Annotated in this window: 24 protein-coding genes; 15 read left to right on the forward strand and 9 right to left on the reverse strand. The window is 60.7% G+C overall.

What is annotated here, in order from left to right:
* Positions 1 to 10 precede the first annotated feature (10 nt).
* The 3 genes from D8U60_RS25300 (at position 11) to D8U60_RS25310 (ending at position 3,377) form a co-directional block, all read left to right on the forward strand.
* Entirely contained in the window at positions 11 to 940 is a 930-nt protein-coding gene (locus D8U60_RS25300; protein WP_122698304.1) for a ZIP family metal transporter, read from the forward strand.
* Positions 941 to 1,050: 110 nt separating this feature from the next.
* On the forward strand, positions 1,051 to 2,418 hold the full coding sequence (locus D8U60_RS25305) for an iron-containing redox enzyme family protein (RefSeq protein ID WP_130901207.1): 1,368 nt from the start codon (positions 1,051 to 1,053) through the stop codon (positions 2,416 to 2,418).
* A gap of 14 nt (positions 2,419 to 2,432) precedes the next feature.
* A complete protein-coding gene (locus D8U60_RS25310; protein WP_016774697.1) occupies positions 2,433 to 3,377 on the forward strand; it encodes a class I SAM-dependent methyltransferase in 945 nt (314 codons plus the stop codon).
* Positions 3,378 to 3,410: 33 nt separating this feature from the next.
* Here D8U60_RS25310 and D8U60_RS25315 read toward each other — a convergent pair whose 3' ends face one another.
* The gene (locus D8U60_RS25315) at positions 3,411 to 3,845 is read right to left on the reverse strand and encodes a hypothetical protein (protein ID WP_024012933.1); all 435 of its coding nucleotides are present in this window, start codon (positions 3,843 to 3,845) and stop codon (positions 3,411 to 3,413) included.
* Between the two features lie 309 nt (positions 3,846 to 4,154).
* Here D8U60_RS25315 and lpxO point away from each other — a divergent pair, with 309 nt between their 5' ends.
* Positions 4,155 to 5,054, forward strand: a complete 900-nt coding sequence (gene lpxO, locus D8U60_RS25320) for a lipid A hydroxylase LpxO (RefSeq protein WP_039764006.1) — start codon at positions 4,155 to 4,157, stop codon at positions 5,052 to 5,054.
* A 131-nt stretch (positions 5,055 to 5,185) separates the two neighbouring features.
* Here lpxO and D8U60_RS25325 read toward each other — a convergent pair whose 3' ends face one another.
* Positions 5,186 to 6,052, reverse strand: a complete 867-nt coding sequence (locus tag D8U60_RS25325) for a Ku protein (protein ID WP_073474486.1) — start codon at positions 6,050 to 6,052, stop codon at positions 5,186 to 5,188.
* A 189-nt stretch (positions 6,053 to 6,241) separates the two neighbouring features.
* Here D8U60_RS25325 and D8U60_RS25330 point away from each other — a divergent pair, with 189 nt between their 5' ends.
* From D8U60_RS25330 to nudC, 4 genes are all read left to right on the forward strand, one after another.
* Positions 6,242 to 6,562 (forward strand): hypothetical protein, encoded by a 321-nt coding sequence (locus tag D8U60_RS25330; RefSeq protein WP_016774702.1) that lies wholly within the window; start codon positions 6,242 to 6,244, stop codon positions 6,560 to 6,562.
* Positions 6,563 to 6,614: 52 nt separating this feature from the next.
* Entirely contained in the window at positions 6,615 to 7,760 is a 1,146-nt protein-coding gene (locus D8U60_RS25335; protein ID WP_073474484.1) for a PQQ-dependent sugar dehydrogenase, read from the forward strand.
* A gap of 186 nt (positions 7,761 to 7,946) precedes the next feature.
* Positions 7,947 to 8,759, forward strand: a complete 813-nt coding sequence (locus tag D8U60_RS25340; RefSeq protein WP_122698299.1) for a crotonase/enoyl-CoA hydratase family protein — start codon at positions 7,947 to 7,949, stop codon at positions 8,757 to 8,759.
* Between the two features lie 7 nt (positions 8,760 to 8,766).
* Positions 8,767 to 9,597 (forward strand): NAD(+) diphosphatase, encoded by an 831-nt coding sequence (gene nudC / locus D8U60_RS25345; RefSeq protein ID WP_130901208.1) that lies wholly within the window; start codon positions 8,767 to 8,769, stop codon positions 9,595 to 9,597.
* Here nudC and D8U60_RS25350 read toward each other — a convergent pair.
* The 3 genes from D8U60_RS25350 to D8U60_RS25360 form a co-directional block, all read right to left on the reverse strand.
* Positions 9,565 to 10,344: a TSUP family transporter gene (locus tag D8U60_RS25350; protein WP_130901209.1), complete on the reverse strand. Its 780-nt coding sequence runs from the start codon at positions 10,342 to 10,344 to the stop codon at positions 9,565 to 9,567. The two genes, nudC and D8U60_RS25350, sit on opposite strands and share 33 nt — an antisense overlap.
* A 252-nt stretch (positions 10,345 to 10,596) precedes the next feature.
* A complete protein-coding gene (locus D8U60_RS25355; RefSeq protein WP_110600631.1) occupies positions 10,597 to 11,076 on the reverse strand; it encodes a nuclear transport factor 2 family protein in 480 nt (159 codons plus the stop codon).
* A gap of 54 nt (positions 11,077 to 11,130) precedes the next feature.
* Complete coding sequence (locus D8U60_RS25360; RefSeq protein ID WP_130901279.1) at positions 11,131 to 11,694, reverse strand: TetR family transcriptional regulator; 564 nt, start codon at positions 11,692 to 11,694, stop codon at positions 11,131 to 11,133.
* Between the two features lie 193 nt (positions 11,695 to 11,887).
* Here D8U60_RS25360 and pssA point away from each other — a divergent pair, with 193 nt between their 5' ends.
* Positions 11,888 to 13,231 (forward strand): CDP-diacylglycerol--serine O-phosphatidyltransferase, encoded by a 1,344-nt coding sequence (gene pssA / locus D8U60_RS25365; protein ID WP_130901210.1) that lies wholly within the window; start codon positions 11,888 to 11,890, stop codon positions 13,229 to 13,231.
* 108 nt (positions 13,232 to 13,339) lie between these two features.
* On the opposite strand, the gene efeO (D8U60_RS25370) is transcribed toward pssA, so the two are convergent.
* From efeO (D8U60_RS25370) to efeU, 4 genes are read right to left on the reverse strand one after another with little or no spacing between them, the layout of a single operon-like run.
* Positions 13,340 to 14,164 carry an iron uptake system protein EfeO gene (gene efeO, locus D8U60_RS25370; protein ID WP_130901211.1) on the reverse strand — a complete coding sequence of 275 codons (825 nt, stop codon included), beginning with the start codon at positions 14,162 to 14,164 and terminating at the stop codon, positions 13,340 to 13,342.
* 26 nt (positions 14,165 to 14,190) lie between these two features.
* Positions 14,191 to 15,489, reverse strand: a complete 1,299-nt coding sequence (gene efeB, locus D8U60_RS25375) for an iron uptake transporter deferrochelatase/peroxidase subunit (RefSeq protein WP_130901212.1) — start codon at positions 15,487 to 15,489, stop codon at positions 14,191 to 14,193.
* Positions 15,490 to 15,506: 17 nt separating this feature from the next.
* Positions 15,507 to 16,691, reverse strand: a complete 1,185-nt coding sequence (gene efeO, locus D8U60_RS25380) for an iron uptake system protein EfeO (protein ID WP_130901213.1) — start codon at positions 16,689 to 16,691, stop codon at positions 15,507 to 15,509.
* 8 nt (positions 16,692 to 16,699) lie between these two features.
* Entirely contained in the window at positions 16,700 to 17,539 is an 840-nt protein-coding gene (gene efeU / locus D8U60_RS25385; protein WP_041480384.1) for an iron uptake transporter permease EfeU, read from the reverse strand.
* Between the two features lie 272 nt (positions 17,540 to 17,811).
* Between efeU and D8U60_RS25390 the strand changes: the two genes are divergently transcribed.
* From D8U60_RS25390 to D8U60_RS25415, 6 genes are all read left to right on the forward strand, one after another.
* A complete protein-coding gene (locus D8U60_RS25390; protein WP_130901214.1) occupies positions 17,812 to 18,828 on the forward strand; it encodes an AraC family transcriptional regulator in 1,017 nt (338 codons plus the stop codon).
* A gap of 291 nt (positions 18,829 to 19,119) precedes the next feature.
* Positions 19,120 to 20,784 (forward strand): AMP-binding protein, encoded by a 1,665-nt coding sequence (locus D8U60_RS25395; protein WP_130901215.1) that lies wholly within the window; start codon positions 19,120 to 19,122, stop codon positions 20,782 to 20,784.
* A gap of 18 nt (positions 20,785 to 20,802) precedes the next feature.
* Positions 20,803 to 21,564, forward strand: a complete 762-nt coding sequence (locus tag D8U60_RS25400) for an SDR family NAD(P)-dependent oxidoreductase (RefSeq protein ID WP_130901216.1) — start codon at positions 20,803 to 20,805, stop codon at positions 21,562 to 21,564.
* Between the two features lie 12 nt (positions 21,565 to 21,576).
* Complete coding sequence (locus tag D8U60_RS25405) at positions 21,577 to 22,770, forward strand: acetyl-CoA C-acyltransferase (RefSeq protein WP_130901217.1); 1,194 nt, start codon at positions 21,577 to 21,579, stop codon at positions 22,768 to 22,770.
* Between the two features lie 148 nt (positions 22,771 to 22,918).
* Entirely contained in the window at positions 22,919 to 24,046 is a 1,128-nt protein-coding gene (locus D8U60_RS25410) for an acyl-CoA dehydrogenase (protein WP_130901218.1), read from the forward strand.
* A 15-nt stretch (positions 24,047 to 24,061) separates the two neighbouring features.
* The gene (locus tag D8U60_RS25415; protein ID WP_130901219.1) at positions 24,062 to 24,835 is read left to right on the forward strand and encodes an enoyl-CoA hydratase; all 774 of its coding nucleotides are present in this window, start codon (positions 24,062 to 24,064) and stop codon (positions 24,833 to 24,835) included.
* The last annotated feature ends 16 nt before the right edge of the window (positions 24,836 to 24,851 follow it).

Raw genomic sequence — 24,851 nt, forward strand, 5'->3', positions numbered from 1 at the left:
AGGAATTTTCATGGCGCTACCGTCATCTTCGTTCGCCGCCCCCGTGCGCGCATGGTTCGTGAACCTTTCGCGGACGGGCTGGGGAGGGCGCATTTTCTGGCTGACCCTGGTCGGTGTAACCGTGTTGCTCTTGATCAGTGGCTACACCGGTTTGGTCAGCACGGGCCGCGACACCTTGCGCCTCGCCACACTTGGCGGGCTGTCGGGTTTTGCCGCCACGGCAGTCGGTGCGTTATTGGCCCTGGCGTTGCGGGCGATTACTTCGCGAACCCAGGACACCATGCTCGGTTTCGCGGCGGGGATGATGCTGGCAGCCAGTTCCTTTTCATTGATCCTGCCGGGCATTGCGGCGGCGAAGGAGGCGGTGAGCAGTCCCATGCTCGCCGCTGCCGTCGTTGTGGCCGGCATGGCCTTGGGCGTGGCGTTGATGGTCGGCCTCGACCGTTTCGTTCCCCACGAACATGAAAAGAGCGGCCGGCGCGGCCCAGAAGCCAAGCGCTTCAATCGGGTCTGGCTGTTCGTGTTGGCGATCACGTTGCACAACCTGCCGGAAGGCATGGCGATCGGCGTCAGCTTCGCTACCGGCGACATGAAAATCGGCTTGCCGCTGACCACTGCGATCGCCATTCAGGACATTCCAGAAGGACTGGCTGTTGCGCTGGCGCTGCGGGTGACCGGCATTTCCGCAGTGCGTGCAGCGTTGATTGCCGCTGCGTCAGGATTGATGGAACCGTTGGGCGCGATTATCGGTTTGGGCATCACCAACAGCTTCGCGTTGGGCTTCCCGGTGGCAATGGGCCTGGCTGCCGGTGCGATGATCTTCGTGGTATCCCACGAAGTGATTCCGGAAACTCACCGCAACGGCCACGAAACACCGGCCACGCTAGGACTGATGCTCGGCTTCGGCGTGATGATGTTTCTCGACACGGCTTTGGGTTAGCCAACCGGCGCACACCACTGAGCGCATCACGCCGCACAAAAAAGGAATTTTTTTCAGCGCCAATCACTCTTTCGTTTATAGGCAATGCCAATAACGCAGGGGAATGAGTCATGTCGCTGATCGAAATCCCGACCAGGAAGTCTTCGGGTAAAACATTCACGCCGGCGGATACCGAGCGCCGGCTCTATGACCGATTGCTGGCGGAAGACTCCACGGTTGATCGTGCGGCACTGGACTTTCTGCGCCGGCAACTGAGCAAGGCGGCTGCGCTGTCTGACGATTTGCCGGCCAGCGCCGAAGAGCTTCTGCAATGGTCGGAAACCCGCTGCGCCAGCGTGGCGGCCGAATACGCCGATTACCTTGAGCAACGTCAGCAGGGCGCGCCGCGCCGCTATTTCCGCAACAAATCCCACGCGTTGTATTTCATTCTGCATGTGGCACCGACCAAAGAGGTCGATGGCGCTTGGCTCGCCGGGCTGCTGCCGCAGTGCCAGGATCCGCGTTTCGACGATTTGCTCGATACCTATCTGGAAGAGCTGGGCGAGGGCGTGCCACGGCAGAATCATGTGGTGATCTATCGCAAGCTTCTCGCCGAGCATGACTGCTCCGATCTGAGCGGTCTTGCCGACGAGTATTTTCTGCAAGGCGCGGTGCAGTTGGCGCTGGGACGCTTCGGCGGGCAGTTTCTGCCAGAAGTCATCGGCTTCAATCTCGGCTACGAACAACTGCCTCTGCATCTGTTGATCAGCGCTTATGAATTGGCAGAGCTGGGTATCGATCCGCACTATTTCCGCCTGCATGTGACCATCGACAACGCCAGCACCGGGCACGCGCGCAAGGCTGTGCAATCAATGCTCGAACTGATGCCGCTGGGTGAAGAGCGCGATGAGTTCTATCGGCGCATGGCCGTCGGTTATCGCCTCAATGACATCGGCAAGGGCACAACCGCCGTGATCACAGAGTTCGATCTGGACCACGAAGTCATCGCCATGCTTGAGCGCAAGGCTGTGTTTGGAAGGCACATGCATTCCGATTACTGCCGTATCGAAAACCGCACCATCAATCAATGGCTGGCCACGCCGGGGCAAATGGGCGAGTTTCTTTCGGCGCTGGAGCGCAAGAGCTGGATCAAGCGCGGCGAGGCGGTGGAAGAAAGTCGCTTCTGGCGGTTGATCGACGGTAGCGATGCGGCCATGTTCGGTGTGTTCAACGGCTATGAAAAACAGCTGCTGCGCGACTGGATCACTCAGGATTGCCCGGCCTCGCGGCCTCGGCCTTATGTGCGCCGCGAAGCTGCCGTCGAAGAAAACTTTGACGATGACGCCGATCTGCTCAATCTGGAAGCGGCACTGGCCGACAAACCTGCCGCCGAGCAAATGTCGTTGTTGATGCCATGGCTGCAACCGCAGCGACACTGGCGCCCGGCCGGACTTTTCGCGACGCGTCGCTTCATCCAACTGCGCGCCCGCTTGCGTTGAAACAAGGAGGCTTCATGTCGGCACAAGAAACATCCGATAGAGCCCTGTTCGAGTTGGGCAAGCGCCTGCTCGACAGTGGTTATCACTTCATTACTCCAACGCCGTTGACCCACGAACGATTTCTGCAGCGCTTTGCCACGCCGTTGGCCAAGGATCTGCGCGATGTGTTTGGTTGGTCGATGCCGTTTCCTTCAGAGCTGTTTCGCGCAGAGGAACTGGCCACGCTGGAGCAGGCCGGCGTAGTCGAACGCGATGGCGCCGTGTGGCGCAGCCATGTGCGCTGGTCGACGCTGAATGACCGGTTGTTCGCCCATTCGGCGTTCCCGACGACGGCGAGTGACGCAGTGTTCTTCGGCCCCGACACTTATCGCTTCGCCCAGGCCATCGAAGCGCAATTGCAGCAACGCTTTTCGCCGATCAGACGCGCGGTGGACATCGGCTGTGGCAGTGGCGCCGGCGCGGTCGTCATGGCCAAGGCACGTCCCGATGCCGACGTGCTGGCGGTCGACATCAATCCGCGGGCGCTGCGCATGAGTGCGGTCAACGCCGAGCTGGCGGGCGCAAACAATGTGTCGGTGTATCACAGCGATCTGCTCGCCAGTGTCGAAGGGCAGTTCGATCTGATCATCGCCAATCCGCCGTACATGAACGACGAACAACAGCGCGCCTATCGCCACGGCGGCGGGGCGCTGGGTGAGGGTTTGTCGGTGCGGATCGTGCGTGAGGCGTTGCCGCGTCTGGAAGTCGGCGGCACGTTGCTGGTGTACACCGGCGTGGCGATCGTCGCCGGGCAGGATCCGTTCCGCGAGGCCGTGGCGCCTCTGCTCAAGGGCGAGCGTTTTGGCTGGACTTATCGTGAGCTTGATCCGGATGTGTTCAGCGAGGAACTGCTCAAGCCTGAATACGAGCGCGCCGAGCGAATCGCCGTGGTCGCACTGACGGTAACCCGCGAGCAGTGACCGATAGTTGGGCCACTGCTCGCGCGGTGGCCTTCAGCGATTTCTGATGCGCGAGATCGTCAGCAGGCAAACCCCTACCAGCATCGCAGCCCCGGCCACCAGAAGCGGTGAAGGGCGAATTGGCTGCCGCGAAATACGCTCGATGCGCCCGGCGACGGAAGCGCGCACTGGCGCAGCAGGTTCCGCCAGATAAGGCGCTTCTTCGATCTCTAGCCGTAAGCCGTCCGGCATTACCAGCGTCAGCCCTTCGATCGTGCCGGCAATTCTGCCCGGATACACCGGCTCACCGGTCGGGTCGAGCTGGTCGTAGAAGAATATTTGCCCTTCAAGCCAGCCGATGGCGGTCTGCAACTCAGGTCCCAGGTAATACTTGCCATCGAGAAAAAAGCCAGAGAATTGTGGCGCGCGCTCGACGCTTTCAATTCGATAGCGCTGACCTGGTTTCATACCGGTTTCTGGGGCGATCATGGGGGTTCCTCCGTTATTGGTAAGCGATAGAGGAGCGCGTGCCAAGCGTGGTTCCATCGAAATGAGCAACGGGCGTTTGTATGGATTCAAGTGTGCTGGAGCTTTAGCCGCAAACGCGCAAGACAGTTTTTCACAGTTGAGGGTTCACTATCGGTTACGAACTGTGGCTAAAATGCCACCCTTTCACCGAGCGCCCGGAAACGGCGCGGGCCAAGGACGCGCCCTGTGCATCAAGACCGCTGCATAAGACGCTGGGCCTCAGGCCTCCACGCGCGCAGTTTGTTCACTTTTGACGTGTGACCCTTTTCCGTGAAACTCATCATTGCCGCTGTTTATGTCATCTCCATTGCCTACGTTCACTTGCGTGGGCGCGTGCGCCACAAACTGGGGCGGCAATTGAGTGACCACTCGACGTTCCTCGCGCCGATCAACTGCTTCCTCTATCTGTTTTCCAGGATGCCGAACAAGCCGTATCTGAACCCGGCAGACTTTCCCGATCTGAGCCCGTTGCAGGCGCACTGGGAAGAGATTCGCGAGGAAGGCCAGAATCTGCTGCGTGCCGGCGAGATCAAGCGCTCGAATCAGTATGACGATGTCGGCTTCAACTCCTTCTTCAAGACTGGCTGGAAGCGCTTCTACCTCAAGTGGTACGGCGACAGCCATCCATCGGCGATGAAGCTGTGCCCACGCACCACCGAACTGGTGCAAAGCATCGGCTCGATCAAAGCGGCGATGTTTGCCGAGCTGCCACCGGGCTCGAAACTGGTGCGCCATCGCGATCCGTATGCGGGTTCCTACCGTTATCACCTGGGCCTGGATACGCCGAATGATCCCGGCTGCTACATCAACGTCGACGGTGAGAACTATCACTGGCGCGACGGCGAAGCGGTGATGTTCGACGAGACGTTTATTCATTACGCCGAAAACACCACGGATCAGAACCGCATCATTCTGTTCTGTGACATTGAGCGGCCGCTGAAATACCGCTGGGCCGCCGCGTTCAACCGCTGGTTCAGCCGCACCGTGATGTCAGCGGCAGGCGCGCCGAATGATGCGGGGGACAAGACTGGTGGCATCAACCGCTTGTTTACCAAGATCTACAAGATTCGTTTGCGCGGCAAAGAGCTGAAGAAGCGCAACCGTACGCGGTATTACCTCGAGAAATGGGCGATTTTTGCCGCGTTGTTGGCGATCTTTATTCTGATCTGAAGTTTGCAGTGTAATCGCTGGCCTCTTCGCGAGCAGGCTCGCTCCCACAATTTGGAATGCGTTCCCCTGTGGGAGCGAGCCTGTTCGCGAAGGCGGCCTCACTTCAAACATACCTCTAGCTGGCCCAACGCTTACTCCCCGGACGCCTTCCGAGTCTTCTTCGCCGGCGCCGCCTTACTGGTTGATTTGGCCTTGGGCTTGGCCGGTGCCTTGCCGCCGAGGCTGCGCTTGAGCAGTTCGGTCAAGTCGATAACATCGGCAGTCTTGCGTTCTTCCTCGCCAGTGGTGGTCTCGACGTCCTCGATCTTGCCTTCGTGGGCTTTCTTCTCGACCAGCGCCATGATCTTGTCTTCGAACTCGTCCTTGTAGTCCTCAGGCGACCACTCCGAGGTCATGTCTTCAACCAGACGTTTGGCCATGTCCAGCTCGCCCTTGGCCAGTTGCGGCTTCGTCACTTCGCTGCCCAGCGCCAGTTCATCAAGGCTGCGCACTTCCTGCGGCCAGCGCAGTTTCACCAGAACCAGCGCCGACTCCAGCGGCATCAACGCGGCCAAGTATTGACGGGTATGCAGGACAACGCGGGCGAGGGCGACCTTGTTGGTTTTGCTCAGGGTTTCGCGCAGCAACGCGTAGACCTTGCCGCCGCGCTTGTCTGGCGCCAGGTAGTAGGGCGTATCGATGTTCTGCAGCGGAATCTGCTCGGCATCGACGAACGAGAAAATGTCGATGGTCTGCGTGGAAACGGGGTGCGCCGAGCGGATTTCTTCCTCGCTGAGCACCACATATCGGCCCTTTTCGTAGGCCACGCCTTTGACGATGTTCTCTTTGGTGACTTCCTTGCCGGTGACCTTGTTGATGCGTTTATAGCCCACCGGGTCCATGCTGCGGCTGTCGAGCCAATCGAAGTCCACGCCTTGGGACGACGTCGCTGAAACCAGCGCCACGGGGATGTGTACCAGTCCAAAACTGATTGCGCCTTTCCAGATTGCCCGAGCCATGACCTGTCCTCCGAGTGATGATCAGGTGACCCGTGGCGCGGTGAGAAAGTTTCCAGTGATTGCGCGGCGTCCAGCGGTACGGTCAAGCCGTGTTACATGTTGTTTAAGGCGCGAGGGTTAACAAATCCGAACCCACGGCGTAGCGTGGGCTCCAAGGCTCTAGTCCACGCACATCGAGAGGTATTTCCCATGAACCGGTTTCTGCTTGGCATCGCCGTCCTCGCCCTCAGTGGCGGCCTGGTTCATGCCGATGTCGTGCTGGCGCAAAGCCCTACCGGCAACAGCAACAATCCCTACAACAGCCCGATACGCCGGGCCAATCCCAACAGCATGCAGGGCACCCAGCCCAGCGCTCCGCCCCTTCGCGGGCCGAACACCGTTCCCGTGCCACGTCAGCCGACCGTTGAAAATCGCGGCATCGGCAATGGCCAGCCAATTCGCTCGGTACCGAGCAATCCGCCAACCTTCATTCCCAACCCGCCCCCACGGGGCACCGGCAGCAACCGTTGAACGGCAGGACTGATGTTCTGTCAGCCTTTCACACGAACAAAAGGAATCGTGCATGTTGCGTAAAACCCTACTAGCTACCTGCTGCGCCGCCGCGCTGATCAGCGCCCCGGCCTTCGCCGCCGCGCCCAAGGAGCTGAAAAGCGAACAGGGCATTCTTGAAGTCACCACTGTTGCCCAAGGCCTCGAACATCCGTGGGCGCTGGCATTTCTGCCTGATCAGAAGGGCATGCTGGTGACCGAGCGCCCGGGGCATCTGCGCGTCGTCAGCAAGGACGGCAAACTGTCGGAGCCGATCAGTGGCGTGCCGCAGGTCTGGGCCAAAGGGCAGGGCGGTTTGCTCGATGTGGCGCTGTCGCCAGACTTCAAGCAGGACCGCATGGTCTACCTGTCGTACGCAGAAGGCGGTGGTGAGGGCGGCAAGGCTGGTACGGCGGTAGGGCGCGGACGGCTTTCCGATGACCTGAAGACGTTGAAGGACTTCAACGTGATCTTCCGTCAGGAACCGAAACTCTCAGTGAGCAACCACTTCGGTTCGCGGCTGGTGTTCGACCGCGACGGGTATCTGTTCATCACCCTCGGCGAAAACAACGATCGACCGACTGCGCAGGACCTCGACAAGTTGCAAGGCAAAGTCGTACGGATCTTCCCGGACGGCAAAGTGCCGGACGACAACCCTTTCGTTGGCCAATCCGGTGTCAGGCCTGAAATCTGGTCCTATGGCCTGCGCAACCCGCAGGGCGCGGCGCTCAACCCGTGGACCGGCACGTTGTGGGAAAACGAGCACGGGCCACGTGGCGGTGACGAAGTGAACATCATCGAACGTGGCAAGAATTACGGCTGGCCGTTGGCGACCCATGGCATCAATTACTCGATGCAGCCGATTCCAGAGGCCAAGGGCAAAACTGCTGAAGGCACCGTGGCGCCGCATCATGTCTGGGAAAAATCCCCCGGGGTTACCGGCATGGCGTTCTACGACGCCGATCGCTTCACGCCGTGGCAGCACAACGCGTTTATCGGCGCACTGGTGTCCCAGGAGCTGATTCGACTGCAGTTCGATGGCGACAAGGTCGTGCATGAGGAGCGTTTGCTGGGCGAGTTGAACAAGCGCATACGCGATGTGCGCCAAGGGCCGGATGGCTATCTGTATGTGCTGACGGATGAGGAGAATGGCTCGCTGTACAGGCTGGGGCTGAAATAAGCCAATCGATCGTTCCCACGCTCTGCGTGGGAATGCAGCCCGGGACGCTCTGCGTCCCAAAAGATCGCAGCCTTCGGCTGCTCCCCAATGAGCCGCGCCAGTCAGTCCCGCATTTGGCCGAACCGCCGCCCCGTTGCCTTGTTATAGTTCGGGCCTTATTTCCCAGCCCGGTAAAGGATCACTGCCATGACTCAATACTCCGCCTTCAGCGTCGAACTGGCCGACAACATCGCGCATGTGCAGATCAATCGCCCGGAAAAGATCAACGCAATGAACGCGGCGTTCTGGAGCGAGATTGTCGAGATATTCCAATGGATCGACGATACCGACGAAGTCCGCGTGGTAGTCCTCAGCGGTAACGGCAAGCATTTTTCCTCCGGCATTGACCTGATGATGCTTGCCGGCGTCGCCAATGAGCTGGGCAAGGACGTGGGCCGCAATGCGCGCCTGCTGCGGCGCAAGATCCTCAATCTGCAAGCCTCGTTCAACGCCGTCGACAACTGCCGCAAACCGGTACTCGCTGCGATTCAGGGCTATTGCCTGGGCGGGGCGATCGATCTGATCTCGGCTTGTGATATGCGTTATGCCGCCGAGGACGCGCAATTCTCCATCAAGGAAATTGACATCGGCATGGCCGCTGACGTCGGTACGCTGCAACGGTTGCCGCGAATCATCGGAGACGGCATGCTGCGTGAACTGGCATACACCGGTCGCACCTTTGGCGCCGAGGAAGCGCGCAGCATGGGCCTGGTCAATCGCGTCTACAGCGACAAGGACACGCTGCTCGAAGGCGTGTTCGGCATTGCCCGCGACATCGCGGCGAAGTCGCCGATTGCCGTGACCGGCACCAAGGAAATGATCAGCTACATGCGCGACCATCGCATCGACGATGGTCTCGAATACGTTGCCACCTGGAACGCCGCCATGCTGCAATCCACCGATCTGCGCGTGGCCATGGCCGCCCACATGAGCAAACAGAAACCCGAATTTCTGGATTGAGTTAACCATGACCTCTCGCTGGACCACTGCAGTACTCGACACCGATCAACCCGGCGGCTGGGCCGTAGCGCGCAGCCCGGAAGGCTTTCTGTTCGATGACAATGGCGCACTGTTCCCGCGCGAATGGCTCAAGCGCCAGGACCTTTCAGTCCTCGCCGAGCATGGGATTGGTCATCTGGATGGCGAACCGGTCTATCTGCTTGAGTTGCGCAGCGTCAGCGAAGTGCCCGGTTGCGGCTGGAAAGGCTTGCGGGCGTTCATGCTCGAAGGCGATCACACGCTGTACAAAGTGCTCGGTTACGCCGCACAGATCGGCACTTGGGCACGAGAGCATCGCTTCTGCGGCAACTGTGGCCAGCCGATGACGCAAGTCCCGCGCGAACGAGCGATGTATTGCCAGCCGTGCAATCTGCGCAGTTATCCGCGCATTTCACCAAGCATGATCGTGCTGATCACCCGTGGCGACGAAATCCTTCTGGCGCGCTCGCCGCGTTTCGTCACCGGGGTTTACAGCACGCTGGCCGGTTTCGCCGAGCCGGGGGAATCGGCCGAGGAGTGCCTGATTCGCGAAGTTCGCGAGGAAGTGCAGATTGAAGTGAAGAACATCCAGTACATCGGCAGCCAGTGCTGGCCGTTCCCGCATTCGATGATGCTCGGCTTCCATGCCGAATATGCCGGTGGCGAAATTGTCTGTCAGGAAGACGAGATCGAAGACGCCCAGTGGTTCAACGTGCATGACCTGCCGCCGTTGCCGGCATCGCGTTCGATTGCTCGATACCTGATCGACGTCTATGTGGCGCGGCGATTAGGCCACGCTGAACCAGTGCTGCCAGGCTAAGCGCACAGTCAGCCCGAGCACGACAGTGATGAACACCGGACGAATGAATTTGGCGCCGCCGCTGATCGCGGTACGCGCGCCAAAGAACGCTCCGACCATCACCGACAGGCCCATGCACAAGCCAATGATCCATTCGACCTGACCGGAGAAGATGAACACCGACAGCGCCGCGATGTTGCTGACAAAGTTCATGCTCCGCGCCACGCCGCTGGCCTTGACCAGATCGATCGGGTACAGCAGCAGACTGCTCACGGTCCAGAATGCGCCCGTGCCGGGGCCGGCCACGCCATCGTAGAAACCGAGGCTGAAGCCTTGCGTCGATTGCCATTTCTTTTTGATCGGCGCGTCGCTGTCCAGCGGCGCTTTAGGCGTACCACCAAACAGCAAATACAGGCCGCAGGCGAAAACGATCACCGGCAGCATCTTGTTCAGCCACTCGGCCGGCAGGTAATGCGCAACCACCGCGCCAGTCAGCGCGCCGACTAGGGTGCCGACAATGGCGTGGGTCCACTGACGTGGGTGGAACAGTTTGCGCTTGTAGAAGGTGAAGCTGGCGGTCGCCGAACCGAAGGTCGAACTCAGCTTGTTGGTGCCCAGCACCAGATGCGGCGGCAGGCCCGCCGTCAGCAGGGCCGGCGTGGTCAACAGACCGCCACCGCCAGCGATGGCATCGATGAAACCGGCAAGGAAAGCAACAGCAGCCAGAATGGCCAGGGTGGTGAGGTCAACGCTGAGTTCGAAAGGCATGGAGTCGGCTTATTCGGCAAGGCGCAGAACGTGGGCTGCGGGGAGGGCGGTTATGTTACCTGTATCGAAGTGTTGCGGCGAGCCAGAGCATGCCGTCGTCAATTGCAGTCTGGAATACATTCCTGAGTAGGAGCTGCCGAAGGCTGCGATCTTCCGGGGCGCGGAGCGCCCCGGCTGCTGCGCGTGGGAACGATCAAATCAAGATCAAAAGATCGCAGCCTTCGGCAGCTCCTACACAGGGGTGGGTTGGCTTTAGAGACCGAGTTCACTCAGCCCCGGATGATCATCCGGCCGGCGGCCCAGCGGCCAGTGGAATTTGCGCTCGCTTTCCTTGATCGGCATGTCGTTGATGCAGGCATAGCGTTGGAACATCAGGCCGTGTTCATCGAACTCCCAGTTCTCGTTACCGTACGAGCGGAACCAGTTGCCGGAATCGTCGTGCCATTCATAGGCATAACGTACCGCGATACGCGTATCGGAGTAGGCCCAGAGTTCTTTGATCAAGCGATAATCCAGTTCCTTGGCCCATTTGCGCGTCAGAAACGCCTTGGCCTCTTCGCGGTTGTTGGCGAACTCGGCGCGATTGCGCCACTTGGTATCGAGGGTGTAAGCGAGCGACACCTTCTCCGGATCGCGGCTGTTCCAGCCATCCTCGGCCAGACGCACCTTCTCGATCGCTGACGCATGGTTGAATGGCGGCAATGGCGGACGTACCTGGGCTGCAGTCGACATGTTCAATCTCCTGTTTCATTTGATGTATGAACAACAAGTCCGGCTTATTAAGAGTTACAGGCCCAATAACTTTTGCGCCATGCATTGCGCATTATCGGCGGCACTGTGATCACCCATCACAAGCGCTACGGTAATGGCGCCTTCAATCAGGATCAGCAACTGTCTGGCCAATAGTTGCGGATCCTCGGCACCATATTCGGTACACAGCTTGCTCACGTAGTCGAGCAGCTTCTGTTTATGTTCTTTGGCCACCAGCCGCACTGGATCCTGCGGATCACCCGTTTCGCCGCTGGTGTTGATAAAGGCACAGCCGCGAAAGCCTTCCGAGTCGAACCAGCCCTTGAGCACGGTAAACAGGTTGAGCAGGCGATCGGTCGGGGTTTCGGCCTGATCGACAGCATGTGTGAACCAGTGCATCCAGCGAACATCGCGTCGCTGAAGCGCTGCGACAACCAGTGCGTCCTTGTCGGCAAAGTAACGGTAAATGCTTTTTCTGGAGACGCCGGCGGTCTTCACCAGAAGATCCATGCTGGTGGCAGCGATGCCACTTTTGTAGATCAACTTTTCGGTGACATCCAGAATGATGTCGCGTGTGTCATTGCTGATTGATTCGTTCATGTGGCGAACAGTAGAACGACTGTTCTCCTTGGTCAAGCGAATTTCTTCGGCGTCCATAAAGGCGCTTTGAATGATCGTTCCCACGCTCTGCGTGGGCACGATCAGGTTCCGGGCGTTCATAGACACTGACAAGACCCGGCGCAGACGATGGTGTAAGCTCTCAAACTCTTCGGAATCGAACCTTGCGAGCCTTATGCCGTTGCTTTTCAAACGTTCTCTGCTGCCTAAACTGCGCAGCTTCGCGCTGACCGCCGAGGCGGTGAGCATTCTGTCCAGTGCTGCCGAATTCCGACGCTGCCTGCTCGAGCAAATCGCCGCAGCGACCCAGCGCATCTACATCGTCGCGCTGTATTTGCAGCAGGACGAAGCCGGTCAGGAAATCCTCGATGCCCTGCACGCGGCCAAGCTCAAGCGTCCCGAGCTGGAAATCGCCGTGGTGGTTGACTGGTTACGTGCCCAGCGCGGCCTGATTGGCGCGGGCAAGCAGCCGGGCAACGCCGCCTGGTATCAGGACATGACCCGCACGCACCAGAGCGAAGTGCCGATCTACGGCGTGCCGGTGCAGACCCGCGAGCTGTTCGGCGTGCTGCACCTCAAAGGCTTCGTGATTGACGACAAGGTGGTCTACAGCGGCGCCAGCCTCAACAACGTCTATCTGCACAAACTCGACAAGTACCGTTTCGACCGTTACCACGTGCTGCACAGTCGCGAGCTGGCGGATTCGATGCATCACCTGGTCAAGCATGGCCTGATCGAATCGAAAGCCGTGCACCGCCTCGACCTGCCCAACCTGCCGACTACCCGCAGCCTGCGCAACGACATCGGCGACCTTCGCAGTCGCCTCAAGTATGCGGCCTACGACACCGGCGCCGGCAGCACCAGCAGAGAAGGGCTGTCGGTCACGCCACTGCTCGGCGTCGGCAAGAACAACCCGCTGAACCGGGCGATTCTCGAACTGATTGCCAGCGCGCAAAAGCAGCTGACTATCTGCACGCCGTACTTCAACCTGCCACTGGGCGTGATCCGTGAGATCAACCGCGCGCTGGCCCGTGGCGTGAAGATCGACATTGTGGTCGGCGACAAGACCGCCAACGATTTTTACATTCCGCCGAGCGAGCCGTTCAAGGTGATCGCCGCGCTGCCGTATCTGTACGAGATCAGCCTGCGCCGCTTCGCCAAACGCCATCAGCACAGCATCGACAGCGGCCAGTTGAACCTGCACCTGTGGCGCGACGGCGACAATACCTATCACCTCAAGGGCATGTGGATCGATCAGCGCTACACCTTGCTGACTGGCAACAACCTCAACCCACGGGCGTTCCGCCTGGATCTGGAAAACGCGCTGCTGATCGACGATCCGAAAGGCGAATGGCTGGAGCCAAGGGCGAACGAGCTGGAGAACATCTTCCGCCATACCACGCGGATCGACAGCTTCCAGACCCTGGAGACACTGCCGGATTACCCGGCAGGGGTGGCGAAGTTTCTCAAGCGGGTGAGTCGGGTGAGGATTGAGCGGTTGCTGTACAGGATTCTCTGATCGCTAAAAGCAAAAGATCGCAGCCTTCGGCAGCTCCTACAGGATGTACACCGCCCAATGTAGGAGCTGCCGAAGGCTGCGATCTTTGCTACTGACGAACCAATTCTGTCAATTCAGACCCAACTTCCCGCGCATCATCGACAAATCTTCCGCCAGCGTATTCACCGGCCCGACCAGCGCTTTGCGGTCGTTGTCCTTGACCTTGTCATAGGTCTCAAATCCGCCATCCGCAGTCTTGTACTTGGCCAGAATCCTGTCGACCGTGGCGAAGTTCTTGTCGACCTTGGCAACAAACGCCTTGTCCTGCTGTTCGATCTGCGGGCGGAACAAGTCGACGATCTTCTTGGCGCCGTCGATATTGCCCTGGAAGTCATACAGATCGGTGTGGCTGTAGCGGTCTTCCTCGCCGGAAATCTTCGTCGCCGCCACTTCTTCCAACAGCGCAGCAGCGCCGCCAACGACTTTCTCTGGCGGGAAGGTCAGACCGGCCACACGGGTTTGCAGATCCTGCACGTCTTTGTTCAAACCGTCGGCCAATGCCTCCAGGCCTTGGGTGGATTTCTCCGCGAACAACGAATATTCGATGCGGTGAAAGCCAGTGAAGTCTACCGCCTTCACGCCTTTTTCGTGATCGTCGACACGTGAGTCGATGGACGCATCGAGATCGCTGAACAGCTCGGCAATCGGCTCGATCGACTCGTAATACACCCGCGTCGGCGCGTAGAGCTTCTGCGCCGTTGCCAGATCGCCTTTCTTCACCGCGTCAGTGAACTGCTGGGTGTGGCTGGCCAGTTCATCGAGCTTTTCGGTGACGTAAATCTTGTAGTCCGACACCGGCCCCACCAGATCCAGCGGCGCAGTCGCGGCGAACGCCGCCAGCGGGGTGTTGAGCAAACCAAGGGTCAGCAATAACGCGAGTGGCGTTTTTTTCATGGGGCGGCTCCAGTGTCGTTTGGGTGTCATGCGATTTTGTTTTGGGAGGTGGCAGCGAGTAACGAGCGACCGATGAAATCGTCATCGCCGGTCACGCCGGGCAGGGTGAAGAAGTACCCGCCACCGACCGGCTTGAGGTATTCCTCAAGCGGCTCGCCATTGAGTCGGGTTTGCACGGTGATAAAGCCTTTTTCCAGATCGGCCTGGTAGCAGATGAACAGCAGGCCCATGTCGAGCTGGCCGTTCTTGTTGACGCCGTTGGAGTAGTTGAACGGCCGGCGCAGGATCAGATTGGCCTGGGTCGCGGCGGTGCGCGGGTTGGCCAGACGAATGTGCGCGTCGAGCCTGGTCAGCTTGCCGGCCGGGTCTTTGCTGTAATCCGGCACTTCGCTTTCCTTGTGGCCGCCGATGGGCGCGCCGCTGCTCTTGACCCGGCCGAGAATGCTTTCCTGTTCCTGCAACGGCGTGCGATCCCAGCGCTCGACGAAGTTGCGGATGATGCGCACCGCTTGGTAACTGCCGTGGGCAGCCCAGGCCGGCTCATCGCCGCCCGCTTGCACCCAGACGATGCGGTCCATGGCTTTGGCGTCGTTGGAGTCGGGGTTGGCCGAGCCATCGCGAAAACCGAGAAAGTTGCGCGCCGACTGCGCTGGTACACCGGGTTTGGCCGGCGCTTGCGGCGGGACGCTGCCTTCCTGTTTCCAGCGCACCAGCAGCAGGTCAGGCAGGTTTTTGACGATGTCGCGCAGGGCGTGAATGTTGGTGTCGGCGGTGTTGGCGCAGAACTGCAGACTGAGGTCGCCATGGCAGCAATCGGCGTCCAGCGCATCGTTGGGAAAACCGACCATGCGTTGCAGACGCTTGGGCTTTGCCGCCGCCAGACCGAAGCGCTCGTCGAACAGCGAATCGCCGACGGAAACGGTGATGGTCAGGTTGTCCGGGGTGACCACCGGGCCGAGGATGCCGGAGTCCAGCGGTGGCAGTTTCGGGTCGACCTGCGCGACCGGGCCGCCCTTCATCAAAAACGCGATGCGTTCGTTGAGGGTGCGGAACAGCCGCTCAAGGTCTTCGCGATCGCTGGCCAGCACATCGAACGCCACCAGCATCCCGGAGGCCGGGCGCGGGGTGACGATGCCGGCCTGGTGCACACCGTGGAAGTCGTGGCGGTCTTCGGTCTTGTCGCTGCTCGGCGCTTCGGTGACTTGCGCAGGCTGCGCGGCCATGGCCGGGCAGCTCAGCGCCGATCCGGCAAGGGCGACACCAGCGGCGCCCATGCCCATCAGCACGCGACGTCGTTGCAGGTTGAGAGGTTCTGAATCGTTCATCTGTCGTGGTCTTCTGCTTACAGGCCGGAAAGGCCGAGGGCGGGGTCGATGCCATCCATTGCCGCGGCCAGAGCCTTGGCTTTGGCGGCGATCTGCTGGCGTTGCGCGGCGGTCACGGCGTCGTAACTGACGTAGCCATCGGCGGATTTGAACGCGTTGAGCTGGTTGTCGAAGTCACTCATGGCCTGGTCGACATTCGCCAACACGTCAGCGGCGGATTTGCTCAGCATCGGCCGCAGCAGGTCGACGACCTTGCGCGCAGTCTGCGTGTTGGCGGCGAAACCGTTGAGATCGCTGTGGCTGTAGCGTTCCTCTTCGCCGCTGCCGGCGCGCACATCGGCGAGGCTGTTGAGGTTGCGCACGAGGATGCTGACCAATTGCTCCGGCGGCAGCGACTGCGCGAGCAACTGTTGCTTGAGGACGGTGACGTCAGCGAGCAAGCGCTGGGCAATCGGCGCGACATCGTCGAGTTTGCGTTGCTCGAATAGCGCGTATTCGAGGCGATGAAAACCGACAAAGGCCGGATCCTGCTCGCGCTTTTCGAAATAATCGGCGCGAGCATTGATGTGGTTGTCCAGCTCGGCCAGGCGCTGCGCCGCCGGCGCCAGACGCTGATAAGCGGCACGCGCCGGCAGGTACAACGCTTGCGCCTGCGCCAGATCGCCACTGGCGATCGCCTGATTCAGCGCCGTCGCCGCTTTGATCAACGCGCTGCCCTGAACGGCCAGATACACGCGAAACTCCGACAGCGGCCCGACGAACGCCACCATCGAGGGCTTGGCCTTGGCGGCCGCATCGGAAGCGGCCGTCGGTGTGACGTGCAAAGTGCCGCGCGGGTTGCTGAGCAAGCCGCAAGTGATTGCATAGTCGCCCGGTTGCAGGTTGGCGTTGATCACTTGGCTCAGGCCCGGCGCGATGTTTTCCCGCTCTTCGACCACCAGCACGCCGTCGAGAATTTCCCACTCGACCGCACGCTCGGAGCGGTTGACGATGCGGAAACTGGCGCGGCCGGCCGGCACCGTCAGGGCATTCGGCTCGCAACTGTGCGGGTGGATGTTGACGACGATTTCGTCGTGGTTGTGCTGACGCTTGACGGCGGCCATGTTCGAGGCGTACCAGAACAGCCCGCCGGCGGCGATCATCAGCAGCACCGAGCCGGCCAGCGCCCAACGCAGGGCCGGAGGGGTTTGGGTAGTAGACATGAAGGGCCTTATTGGCTGGAAACGGAAGTGGTTGGCGTCGCCTGGCGAGGCGCGGGCATGAAGAACATCACCAGTGCCAGCAGCAGATAAATCAGGTACGCGCCCAAGGTGCTGACGGTCGGCGCATCCTGATAACCGAACATGCCGGCCAGCACCGAGCCCAGCGGGCCGTCCATCGGCAGCGTCGCGCTAAAGTCGAACAGCACGGTCTGCAGGTGATTCCACAGCCCGGCTTCATGCAGCGCCTGCACCGAGTTGGCGAGAATCCCGGCGGCGACCACGAGGATGAACAACCCGGTCCACTTGAAGAACGCCGAAAGGTTGAGGCGCATGCTGCCGCTGTAGATCAGGAAACCGACGATCACCGCCAGAATCAGGCCGAGCAGGGCGCCAATCGGCGCGCCCGGGCCTTCGCTTTGCTGGAACACGGCGAGCAGGAAGAACACCGTCTCCAGGCCTTCGCGAGCGACGGCGAAGAAGACCATGGCGATCAATGCAATCACCTGATGCCTGGATTGCGTCAGCGCCTGATCCAGCGAGGCTTGCAGCGAGTGCTTGATCGACCGCGCGACCTTGCGCATCCAGAACACCATCGAACTGAGAATGCCCACGGCGACCAGACCGACCACGCCTTCGAACAACTCCTGCTGCTTTTGCGGGAATTCAGCACTGACCAGCTCCAGGCCACCGCCGACCAGCAGGGCAAGGGCAGCGGCGAGGAAGACGCCGATCCATACCGCTGGCATCCATTGACCACGGCCGGTCTGCTGCAAATAACTGGCAATGATGCCGACGATAAGCGCGGCCTCGATGCCTTCGCGCAACATGATCAAAAAGGGAACGAGCATTGGCGAGCCACAGCGATTTAGATAGGAGGCTAAGTTGTAACATAATGACACTCATTCCCAAATGGCATTCATTGACATTTAGCTGAACCTTAGCTGAACAACTGTGATTCCTGTGGGAGCGAGTCTGCTCGCGAATGCGGTATGCCTGTGACATTTGTTTATCTGACACACCGCGTTCGCGAGCAGGCTCGCTCCCACATTGGCCCTGCGGTGAAATCAGCAGCTGGGTTAAGATGCCCACCACCGAAAAACAACAAGGTTCACCTCGCTCCATGGCGGAAAAAGACACCATTGCCATTCAACTGGTGCGCGAAGCGTTGCTGCAAAGCTGTGCCCCGGGCGCGGCGACGGATGAGGCGTTGACCAAGGTCGGCATCGATCCGGCTTTGTTAGCGGCCGATGAGGGCAGGGTGCCGGCCTCGCAATACGCCAGACTCTGGCGCCTGCTGGCACGACGCTGTGATGACGAGTTCTTCGGCATGGACCCGCGCCCGCTCAAGTCCGGCAGCCTGGCATTTTTGTGTCGCAGCGCAATGGCGCAACCGACGCTGGCGGCGGCGCTGGATACCGGTCTGACGTTCCTGTCGCTGATGCTGGAAAAACTGCCGGCGCAACTGGTGCATCAGCAGAGCCTGGCGGAAATCGTCCTGCTCGAAGACGACGCCGAACCGCGCCGCGCCTTTACCTATTTCACTTACTGGATGATCGTGCACGGCGTCGCGTGCTGGCTGGCCGGGCGGCGGATTCCGATTCTGGCGATTGAACTGCGCTGCGCCGAACCGGACTTCACCGACGACTATCGGGTGATGTTTTCGGAAAACCTGCGGTTTGAGCGCCCACGTACGCGGATGATTTTTTCCGCCGATTGCCTCGATCTGCCGATCAAGCGCAGTGCCGAAGAACTCAAGCGCTTTCTCGCCCAGGCGCCGGCGAACATTCTGGTCAAGTACCGCGACCCCGACAGCCTCGCCAGCCGGATCAAGCAGGATCTGCGGCAAGTGCCCGCGGAGCATTGGCCGGAAACCGAGGCGCTGGCCCAGCAACTGTGCATGTCCGCGTCGACATTACGCCGCCGTCTGGCCGAGGAAGGGCAGACTTATCAGGGTCTCAAGGACAGCGTGCGCAAGGAGCTGGCAATCACCTGGCTGGCAGAGCCCTCGATCAGTTTCGTCGAGATTGCTGCACGGCTGGGTTTTGCGGATGCCAGTTCGTTCTACAAGGCGTTTCGCAAATGGTCCGGGTCGAACCCGGGGCATTACCGCACACTGATCCTCAATGAGGTGGTCTGACCCGACGCCTCCGCGAGCAGGCTCGCTCCCACATTTTTGAAATGCGGTCTCCTGTAGGAGCTGCCGAAGGCTGCGATCTTTTGATCTTGTACTTGATGGTGAAAATCAAGATCAAAAGATCGCAGCCTCGTTGCACTCGTCAGCTCCTACAGGGGATGCGGCCCCAACCCCTTGGCCAAACCAGTCAGCCACTTTGATAACTTTGACCATTGCCCCAAGCCCCGCGCGGCGCGACTATCCCTGTGTTGTTTACGGTTCCCAGCCTAATAAAAACACCGAGGGATTCTGGCAATGCGCGATTACTTGTCTGCCACCGAACAGTTTGATTATCAGCACACCGTCGACGCGTCACTCAGCGGTACGCTTGCGGCACTCAACGCCTGCGTCGAATGTTGCGACCGCCATGCCTTGCCCGGGCGCATTGCGTTGTTCTGGGAAGGTCGCGACGGCTCAAGTGCGACTTACACCTTCACCGATCTGCAAGACAAAGCCGCGCGTTTCGCCAATTTCCTCCTCGCCCAGGGTGTGCAGAAGGGCGATAAAGTCGCCGGCCTGCTACCGCGCAACGTCGAACTACTCATCACCGTGCTCGCCACCTGGCGCATCGGCGCGGTGTATCAGCCGCTATTCACCGCGTTCGGCCCCAAAGCCCTCGAACATCGCCTGAACAGTTCCGGGGCGAAAGTCGTCGTCACCGACGCGGTCAATCGCCCCAAGCTCAGTGAAGTCAGCGCATGCCCGACCATCGTCACCGTTGGTGGCGCCAAAGGTCAGGGCATCGTTCGTGGTGATTTCAGTTTCTGGGCTGAGCTGGCCAACCATTCCAATGTCTGCGAGCCGGTATTGCTGACCGGCGAAGACCCGTTCCTGCTGATGTTTACCTCGGGCACCACTGGCCCTGCGAAAGCCTTGGCGGTGCCGCTCAAAGCCATCGTCGCCTTCCAGAGCTACACCCGCGATGCGGTGGACCTGCGTCCTGCAGACGCGTTCTGGAATGTCGCCGATCCGGGCTGGGCCTATGGCATTTATTTCGGCGTGACCGGGCCGTTGGCGCTGGGCCACCCCATTACCTTCTACGATGGCCCGTTCACCCTCGAAAGCACCTGCCGGGTGATCAACAAATACGGCATTACCAATCTCACCGGCTCGCCCACTGCCTATCGCCTGCTGATAGCCGGGGGAGAGGAGTTCGCCAGATCGATCAAGGGCAAACTGCGCATCGTCAGCAGCGCCGGTGAGCCGCTGAACCCGGAAGTGATCCGCTGGTTCGCCGATAACCTCGGCGTGGTCATTCACGACCATTACGGCCAGACCGAACTGGGCATGGTGCTGTGCAACCACCACGGCCTTGAGCACCCGGTGCATGTCGGCGCCGCTGGTTTCGCTTCGCCGGGCCATCGCATCGTCGTGCTTGATGAGCAATACAACGAACTCGGCGTCGGTCAGCCGGGCATTCTTGCCATCGACCGCCCGCAGTCGCCGATGTGCTGGTTCGGCGGCTACGAAGGCGCGCCGACCAAGGCCTTTGTTGGCAACTACTACCTGAGCGGCGACACCGTGGAGTGGAACCCGGACGGCAGCATCAGCTTCGTCGGCCGCAGTGATGATGTGATCACTACTTCGGGCTACCGCGTCGGCCCGTTCGACGTGGAGAGCGCGCTGATCGAACACCCGGCCGTGGTCGAGGCGGCGGTCGTCGGCAAACCCGACCCGGAACGCACCGAACTGGTCAAAGCCTTTGTCGTGCTGAGCGCGCAGTACCGCGCCGCGCCGGAGCTGGCCGAAGAGCTGCGCCAACACGTGCGCAAGCGTCTGGCCGCGCATTCGTACCCGCGTGAAATCGAATTTGTCAGCGAATTGCCCAAAACCCCGAGTGGCAAATTGCAGCGCTTTATCTTGCGCAACCAGGAAATCGCCAAGGCTCAAGAGGCTGCGGCGCACAACGTTTCAGCTTGAATCCAAGGAAACACCGTCATGCAGATCGAGAACAAGGTTTTTATCGTCACCGGCGGCGCCTCCGGCCTTGGTGCCGCCAGCGCTGAATTGCTGGTCAGTGCCGGCGCCAAAGTCATGCTGGTCGACATGAACGCCGAAGCCGTCGCCGCGCAGGCCCAGCGCCTCGGTGCGCAAAGTGTGGTTGCCGACATCAGCAATGAGGCGGCAGCCGAAGCCGCTGTGCAGGCGACTGTCGCGGCATTCGGCAGCCTCAACGGTCTGATCAACTGCGCGGGTATCGTCCGTGGAGAAAAAATCCTCGGCAAGAACGGCCCGCACGCACTCAGCAGCTTTGCGCAAGTGATCAACGTCAACCTGATCGGCAGTTTCAACATGCTGCGCCTGGCCGCTGCGGCCATTGCCGAGAGCGAAGCCAATGCTGATGGCGAGCGTGGTGTGATCATCAACACCGCCTCGGTCGCAGCGTTCGACGGCCAGATCGGCCAGGCCGCGTACTCGGCATCCAAAGGCGCGATCGCCAGCCTGACCCTGCCGGCCGCCCGCGAGCTGGCGCGCTTCGGCATCCGCGTGATGACCATCGCACCGGGCATTTTCGAAACGCCGATGATGGATGGCATGACCCCGGAAGTGCGCGACTCGCTGGCCGCGGGTGTGCCGTTCCCGCCGCGCCTGGGCAAGCCTGCCGAATACGCCGCGCTGGTGCGCCACATCATCGAAAACAGCATGCTCAACGGCGAGGTGATCCGTCTCGACGGCGCCTTGCGCATGGCCGCCAAGTAAGGAGGATTAGTCATGACTATGTCCAATGATCCGATTGTTATCGTCAGCGCTGTCCGCACACCAATGGGCGGTTTTCAAGGTGAGCTGAAAAGCCTTACCGCACCGCAACTCGGCGCGGCGGCGATCAAGGCTGCGGTCGAACGCGCCGGTGTCGCCAGCGACGCGGTTGATGAAGTGCTGTTCGGCTGCGTACTGCCTGCCGGCCTCGGCCAGGCGCCCGCACGTCAGGCTGCGCTGGGTGCCGGGCTGGATAAATCGACGCGCTGCACCACGGTCAACAAGATGTGCGGCTCGGGCATGCAAACCACCATCATGGCCCACGATATGCTGCTTGCCGGCAGCGCCGACGTGGTGATTGCCGGCGGTATGGAAAGCATGTCCAACTCGCCGTACCTGCTTGATCGCGCCCGCGCCGGCTATCGCATGGGCCATGGCCGCGTGCTCGATTCGATGTTCCTCGACGGCCTCGAAGACGCTTACGACAAGGGGCGCCTGATGGGCACCTTCGCCGAGGATTGCGCCGAGGCCAACAGCTTCAGTCGCGAAGCGCAGGACGCTTTCGCCATTGCCTCGACCACCCGCGCGCAACAGGCGATCAAGGATGGCAGCTTCAAGGACGAAATCGTCCCACTGACGGTGACCGTCGGCAAAGAGCAGGTGGTGATCAGCAACGATGAGCAGCCGCCAAAAGCCAAACTCGACAAGGTTGCCTCGCTGAAACCGGCGTTCCGCGAGGGCGGCACGGTCACCGCAGCCAACTCCAGCTCGATTTCCGACGGCGCGGCGGCGTTGGTGCTGATGCGCCAGTCCCACGCGCAGCAACTGGGCCTCAAAGCGCTGGCGGTGATTCATGGCCACGCTGCGTTCGCTGATACCCCCGGCTTGTTTCCCACCGCACCGATTGGCGCGATCAAGAAACTGGTGAAGAAGACCGGTTGGGCGCTGGATCAAGTGGATCTGTTTGAAGTGAACGAAGCGTTTGCCGTGGTCGGCATGGCGGCGATGACGCACCTGGAGATTCCCCACGACAAGCTCAACGTGCACGGCGGCGCCTGCGCGCTGGGCCATCCGATCGGCGCATCGGGGGCGAGGATCCTGGTGACGTTGCTCGCGGCGCTGCGGCAGAAACAACTCAAGCGCGGCATTGCAGCGATCTGCATTGGCGGCGGAGAGGCCACGGCCATGGCTGTGGAATGCGTTTACTGATCCACACAGTTCGCTGTAGGAGCTGACGAGTGCAACGAGGCTGCGATCTCTTGATCTTGCTTTCACAATCAGGATCAAGATCAAAAGATCGCAGCCTTCGGCAGCTCCTACAGGGGACTGTTGTGCGACTGACATTCAAGGAATCACCATGATCCCCAACGAAGACCAAACCCAGATCCGCGACATGGCCCGGCAGTTTGCCGAGGAGCGGCTCAAGCCGTTCGCCGCCGAGTGGGATCGCGAGCACCGTTTCCCCAAGGAAGCCATCGCCGAGATGGCCGAGCTGGGCTTCTTCGGCATGCTCGTGCCGGAGCAGTGGGGCGGCTGTGAAACTGGCTACCTCGCGTACGCCATGGCCCTGGAAGAAATCGCCGCCGGCGACGGTGCCTGCTCGACGATCATGAGCGTGCACAACTCGGTCGGCTGTGTGCCGATTCTCAAGTTCGGCAATGACGACCAACGCGAGCGCTTCCTCAAACCATTGGCCAGCGGCGCCATGCTCGGCGCCTTCGCGCTGACCGAACCGCAGGCCGGTTCCGATGCCAGCAGCCTGAAAACCCGCGCCCGGCTGGACGGCGATCACTACGTGCTCAACGGTTGCAAACAGTTCATCACCTCCGGGCAGAACGCCGGCATCGTGATCGTGTTTGCCGTGACCGACCCGAGCGCCGGCAAGCGCGGGATCAGCGCGTTTATCGTGCCGACCGACTCGCCCGGCTACAAAGTCGCGCGGGTCGAAGACAAACTCGGCCAGCACGCCTCCGACACCTGCCAGATCCTCTTCGAAGATGTGAAAGTGCCGGTGGCCAATCGGCTGGGCGAGGAGGGCGAGGGCTACAAGATCGCCTTGGCCAACCTCGAAGGCGGCCGCGTCGGTATCGCCTCACAAGCTGTCGGTATGGCCCGCGCTGCGTTCGAAGCCGCCCGCGACTATGCCCGTGAGCGTGACACCTTCGGCAAGCCGATCATCGAGCATCAGGCCGTGGCGTTTCGCCTGGCGGACATGGCAACGCAAATTGCCGTTGCCCGGCAGATGGTGCATTACGCCGCAGCCTTGCGCGACAGCGGCCAACCGGCGCTGGTGGAGGCGTCGATGGCCAAGCTGTTCGCCTCGGAAATGGCCGAGAAGGTCTGTTCCATGGCCTTGCAAACCCTCGGCGGTTACGGTTACCTCAACGACTTCCCGCTGGAACGCATCTACCGCGACGTGCGCGTCTGCCAGATCTACGAAGGCACCAGCGACATTCAGCGCATGGTCATTTCGCGCAATCTCTGACAAGGAATTTTATTCATGACTTACGAAACGATTCTGCTGGAAACCCGCGACCGCGTCGGCCTGATCACCCTCAACCGGCCGCAGGCGCTGAACGCGCTGAACGCGCAACTGGTCAGCGAAGTGAATCACGCGCTCGATACGCTGGAAGCCGATGGGCATATCGGCTGCATCGTCCTCACCGGTTCGAAAAAAGCTTTCGCTGCCGGCGCGGACATCAAGGAAATGGCTGAGCTGACCTATCCGCAGATCTACATGGACGATCTGTTCAGCGACAGCGATCGCGTCGCCAACCGGCGCAAGCCGATCATTGCGGCGGTCAATGGTTTCGCCCTCGGCGGCGGCTGTGAACTGGCGCTGATGTGCGACTTCATTCTTGCTGGCGACAACGCCAGATTCGGCCAGCCGGAAATCAATCTCGGCGTGCTGCCAGGCATGGGCGGCACCCAGCGCCTGACCCGCGCGGTGGGCAAAGCCAAGGCCATGGAAATGTGCCTGAGCGGGCGCATGATCGACGCGGTGGAAGCCGAGCGCTGCGGCATCGTCGCGCGCATCGTGCCGAGCGATGAGCTGCTTGATGAGGCGCTGAAAGTTGCAGCGGTGATCGCCGGCAAGTCATTGCCGATTGCGATGATGATCAAGGAGAGCGTGAATCGGGCGTTCGAGGTCAACCTGAGCGAAGGCGTGCGTTTCGAGCGGCGGGTGTTTCATGCCGCGTTTGCGACGCAGGATCAGAAGGAAGGGATGGCGGCGTTTATTGCCAAGCGTGAGGCTGCATTCCAAGGCAAATAGTGTGTGAGCTTCAAAA

Source organism: Pseudomonas sp. Sample_11, from assembly GCF_004307505.1.
GTDB classification, from domain to species: Bacteria; Pseudomonadota; Gammaproteobacteria; order Pseudomonadales; family Pseudomonadaceae; genus Aquipseudomonas; species Aquipseudomonas atacamensis.

What these genes read in the sequence shown, in the direction of transcription:
- D8U60_RS25405 (WP_130901217.1), top strand. Translation starts at nt 21,577, where the DNA reads ATGACTATGTCCAATGATCCGATTGTTATCGTCAGCGCTGTCCGCACA.
- D8U60_RS25410 (WP_130901218.1), top strand. Translation starts at nt 22,919, where the DNA reads ATGATCCCCAACGAAGACCAAACCCAGATCCGCGACATGGCCCGGCAG.
- D8U60_RS25395 (WP_130901215.1), top strand. Translation starts at nt 19,120, where the DNA reads ATGCGCGATTACTTGTCTGCCACCGAACAGTTTGATTATCAGCACACC.
- D8U60_RS25360 (WP_130901279.1), bottom strand. Translation starts at nt 11,694, where the DNA reads ATGAACGAATCAATCAGCAATGACACACGCGACATCATTCTGGATGTC.
- efeB (WP_130901212.1), bottom strand. Translation starts at nt 15,489, where the DNA reads ATGAACGATTCAGAACCTCTCAACCTGCAACGACGTCGCGTGCTGATG.
- nudC (WP_130901208.1), top strand. Translation starts at nt 8,767, where the DNA reads ATGACCTCTCGCTGGACCACTGCAGTACTCGACACCGATCAACCCGGC.
- D8U60_RS25390 (WP_130901214.1), top strand. Translation starts at nt 17,812, where the DNA reads ATGGCGGAAAAAGACACCATTGCCATTCAACTGGTGCGCGAAGCGTTG.
- D8U60_RS25310 (WP_016774697.1), top strand. Translation starts at nt 2,433, where the DNA reads ATGTCGGCACAAGAAACATCCGATAGAGCCCTGTTCGAGTTGGGCAAG.
- D8U60_RS25350 (WP_130901209.1), bottom strand. Translation starts at nt 10,344, where the DNA reads ATGCCTTTCGAACTCAGCGTTGACCTCACCACCCTGGCCATTCTGGCT.
- efeU (WP_041480384.1), bottom strand. Translation starts at nt 17,539, where the DNA reads ATGCTCGTTCCCTTTTTGATCATGTTGCGCGAAGGCATCGAGGCCGCG.
- D8U60_RS25315 (WP_024012933.1), bottom strand. Translation starts at nt 3,845, where the DNA reads ATGATCGCCCCAGAAACCGGTATGAAACCAGGTCAGCGCTATCGAATT.
- D8U60_RS25335 (WP_073474484.1), top strand. Translation starts at nt 6,615, where the DNA reads ATGTTGCGTAAAACCCTACTAGCTACCTGCTGCGCCGCCGCGCTGATC.
- efeO (WP_130901211.1), bottom strand. Translation starts at nt 14,164, where the DNA reads ATGAAAAAAACGCCACTCGCGTTATTGCTGACCCTTGGTTTGCTCAAC.
- D8U60_RS25355 (WP_110600631.1), bottom strand. Translation starts at nt 11,076, where the DNA reads ATGTCGACTGCAGCCCAGGTACGTCCGCCATTGCCGCCATTCAACCAT.
- D8U60_RS25400 (WP_130901216.1), top strand. Translation starts at nt 20,803, where the DNA reads ATGCAGATCGAGAACAAGGTTTTTATCGTCACCGGCGGCGCCTCCGGC.
- D8U60_RS25300 (WP_122698304.1), top strand. Translation starts at nt 11, where the DNA reads ATGGCGCTACCGTCATCTTCGTTCGCCGCCCCCGTGCGCGCATGGTTC.
- pssA (WP_130901210.1), top strand. Translation starts at nt 11,888, where the DNA reads ATGCCGTTGCTTTTCAAACGTTCTCTGCTGCCTAAACTGCGCAGCTTC.
- D8U60_RS25305 (WP_130901207.1), top strand. Translation starts at nt 1,051, where the DNA reads ATGTCGCTGATCGAAATCCCGACCAGGAAGTCTTCGGGTAAAACATTC.
- D8U60_RS25330 (WP_016774702.1), top strand. Translation starts at nt 6,242, where the DNA reads ATGAACCGGTTTCTGCTTGGCATCGCCGTCCTCGCCCTCAGTGGCGGC.
- efeO (WP_130901213.1), bottom strand. Translation starts at nt 16,691, where the DNA reads ATGTCTACTACCCAAACCCCTCCGGCCCTGCGTTGGGCGCTGGCCGGC.
- D8U60_RS25325 (WP_073474486.1), bottom strand. Translation starts at nt 6,052, where the DNA reads ATGGCTCGGGCAATCTGGAAAGGCGCAATCAGTTTTGGACTGGTACAC.
- D8U60_RS25415 (WP_130901219.1), top strand. Translation starts at nt 24,062, where the DNA reads ATGACTTACGAAACGATTCTGCTGGAAACCCGCGACCGCGTCGGCCTG.
- D8U60_RS25340 (WP_122698299.1), top strand. Translation starts at nt 7,947, where the DNA reads ATGACTCAATACTCCGCCTTCAGCGTCGAACTGGCCGACAACATCGCG.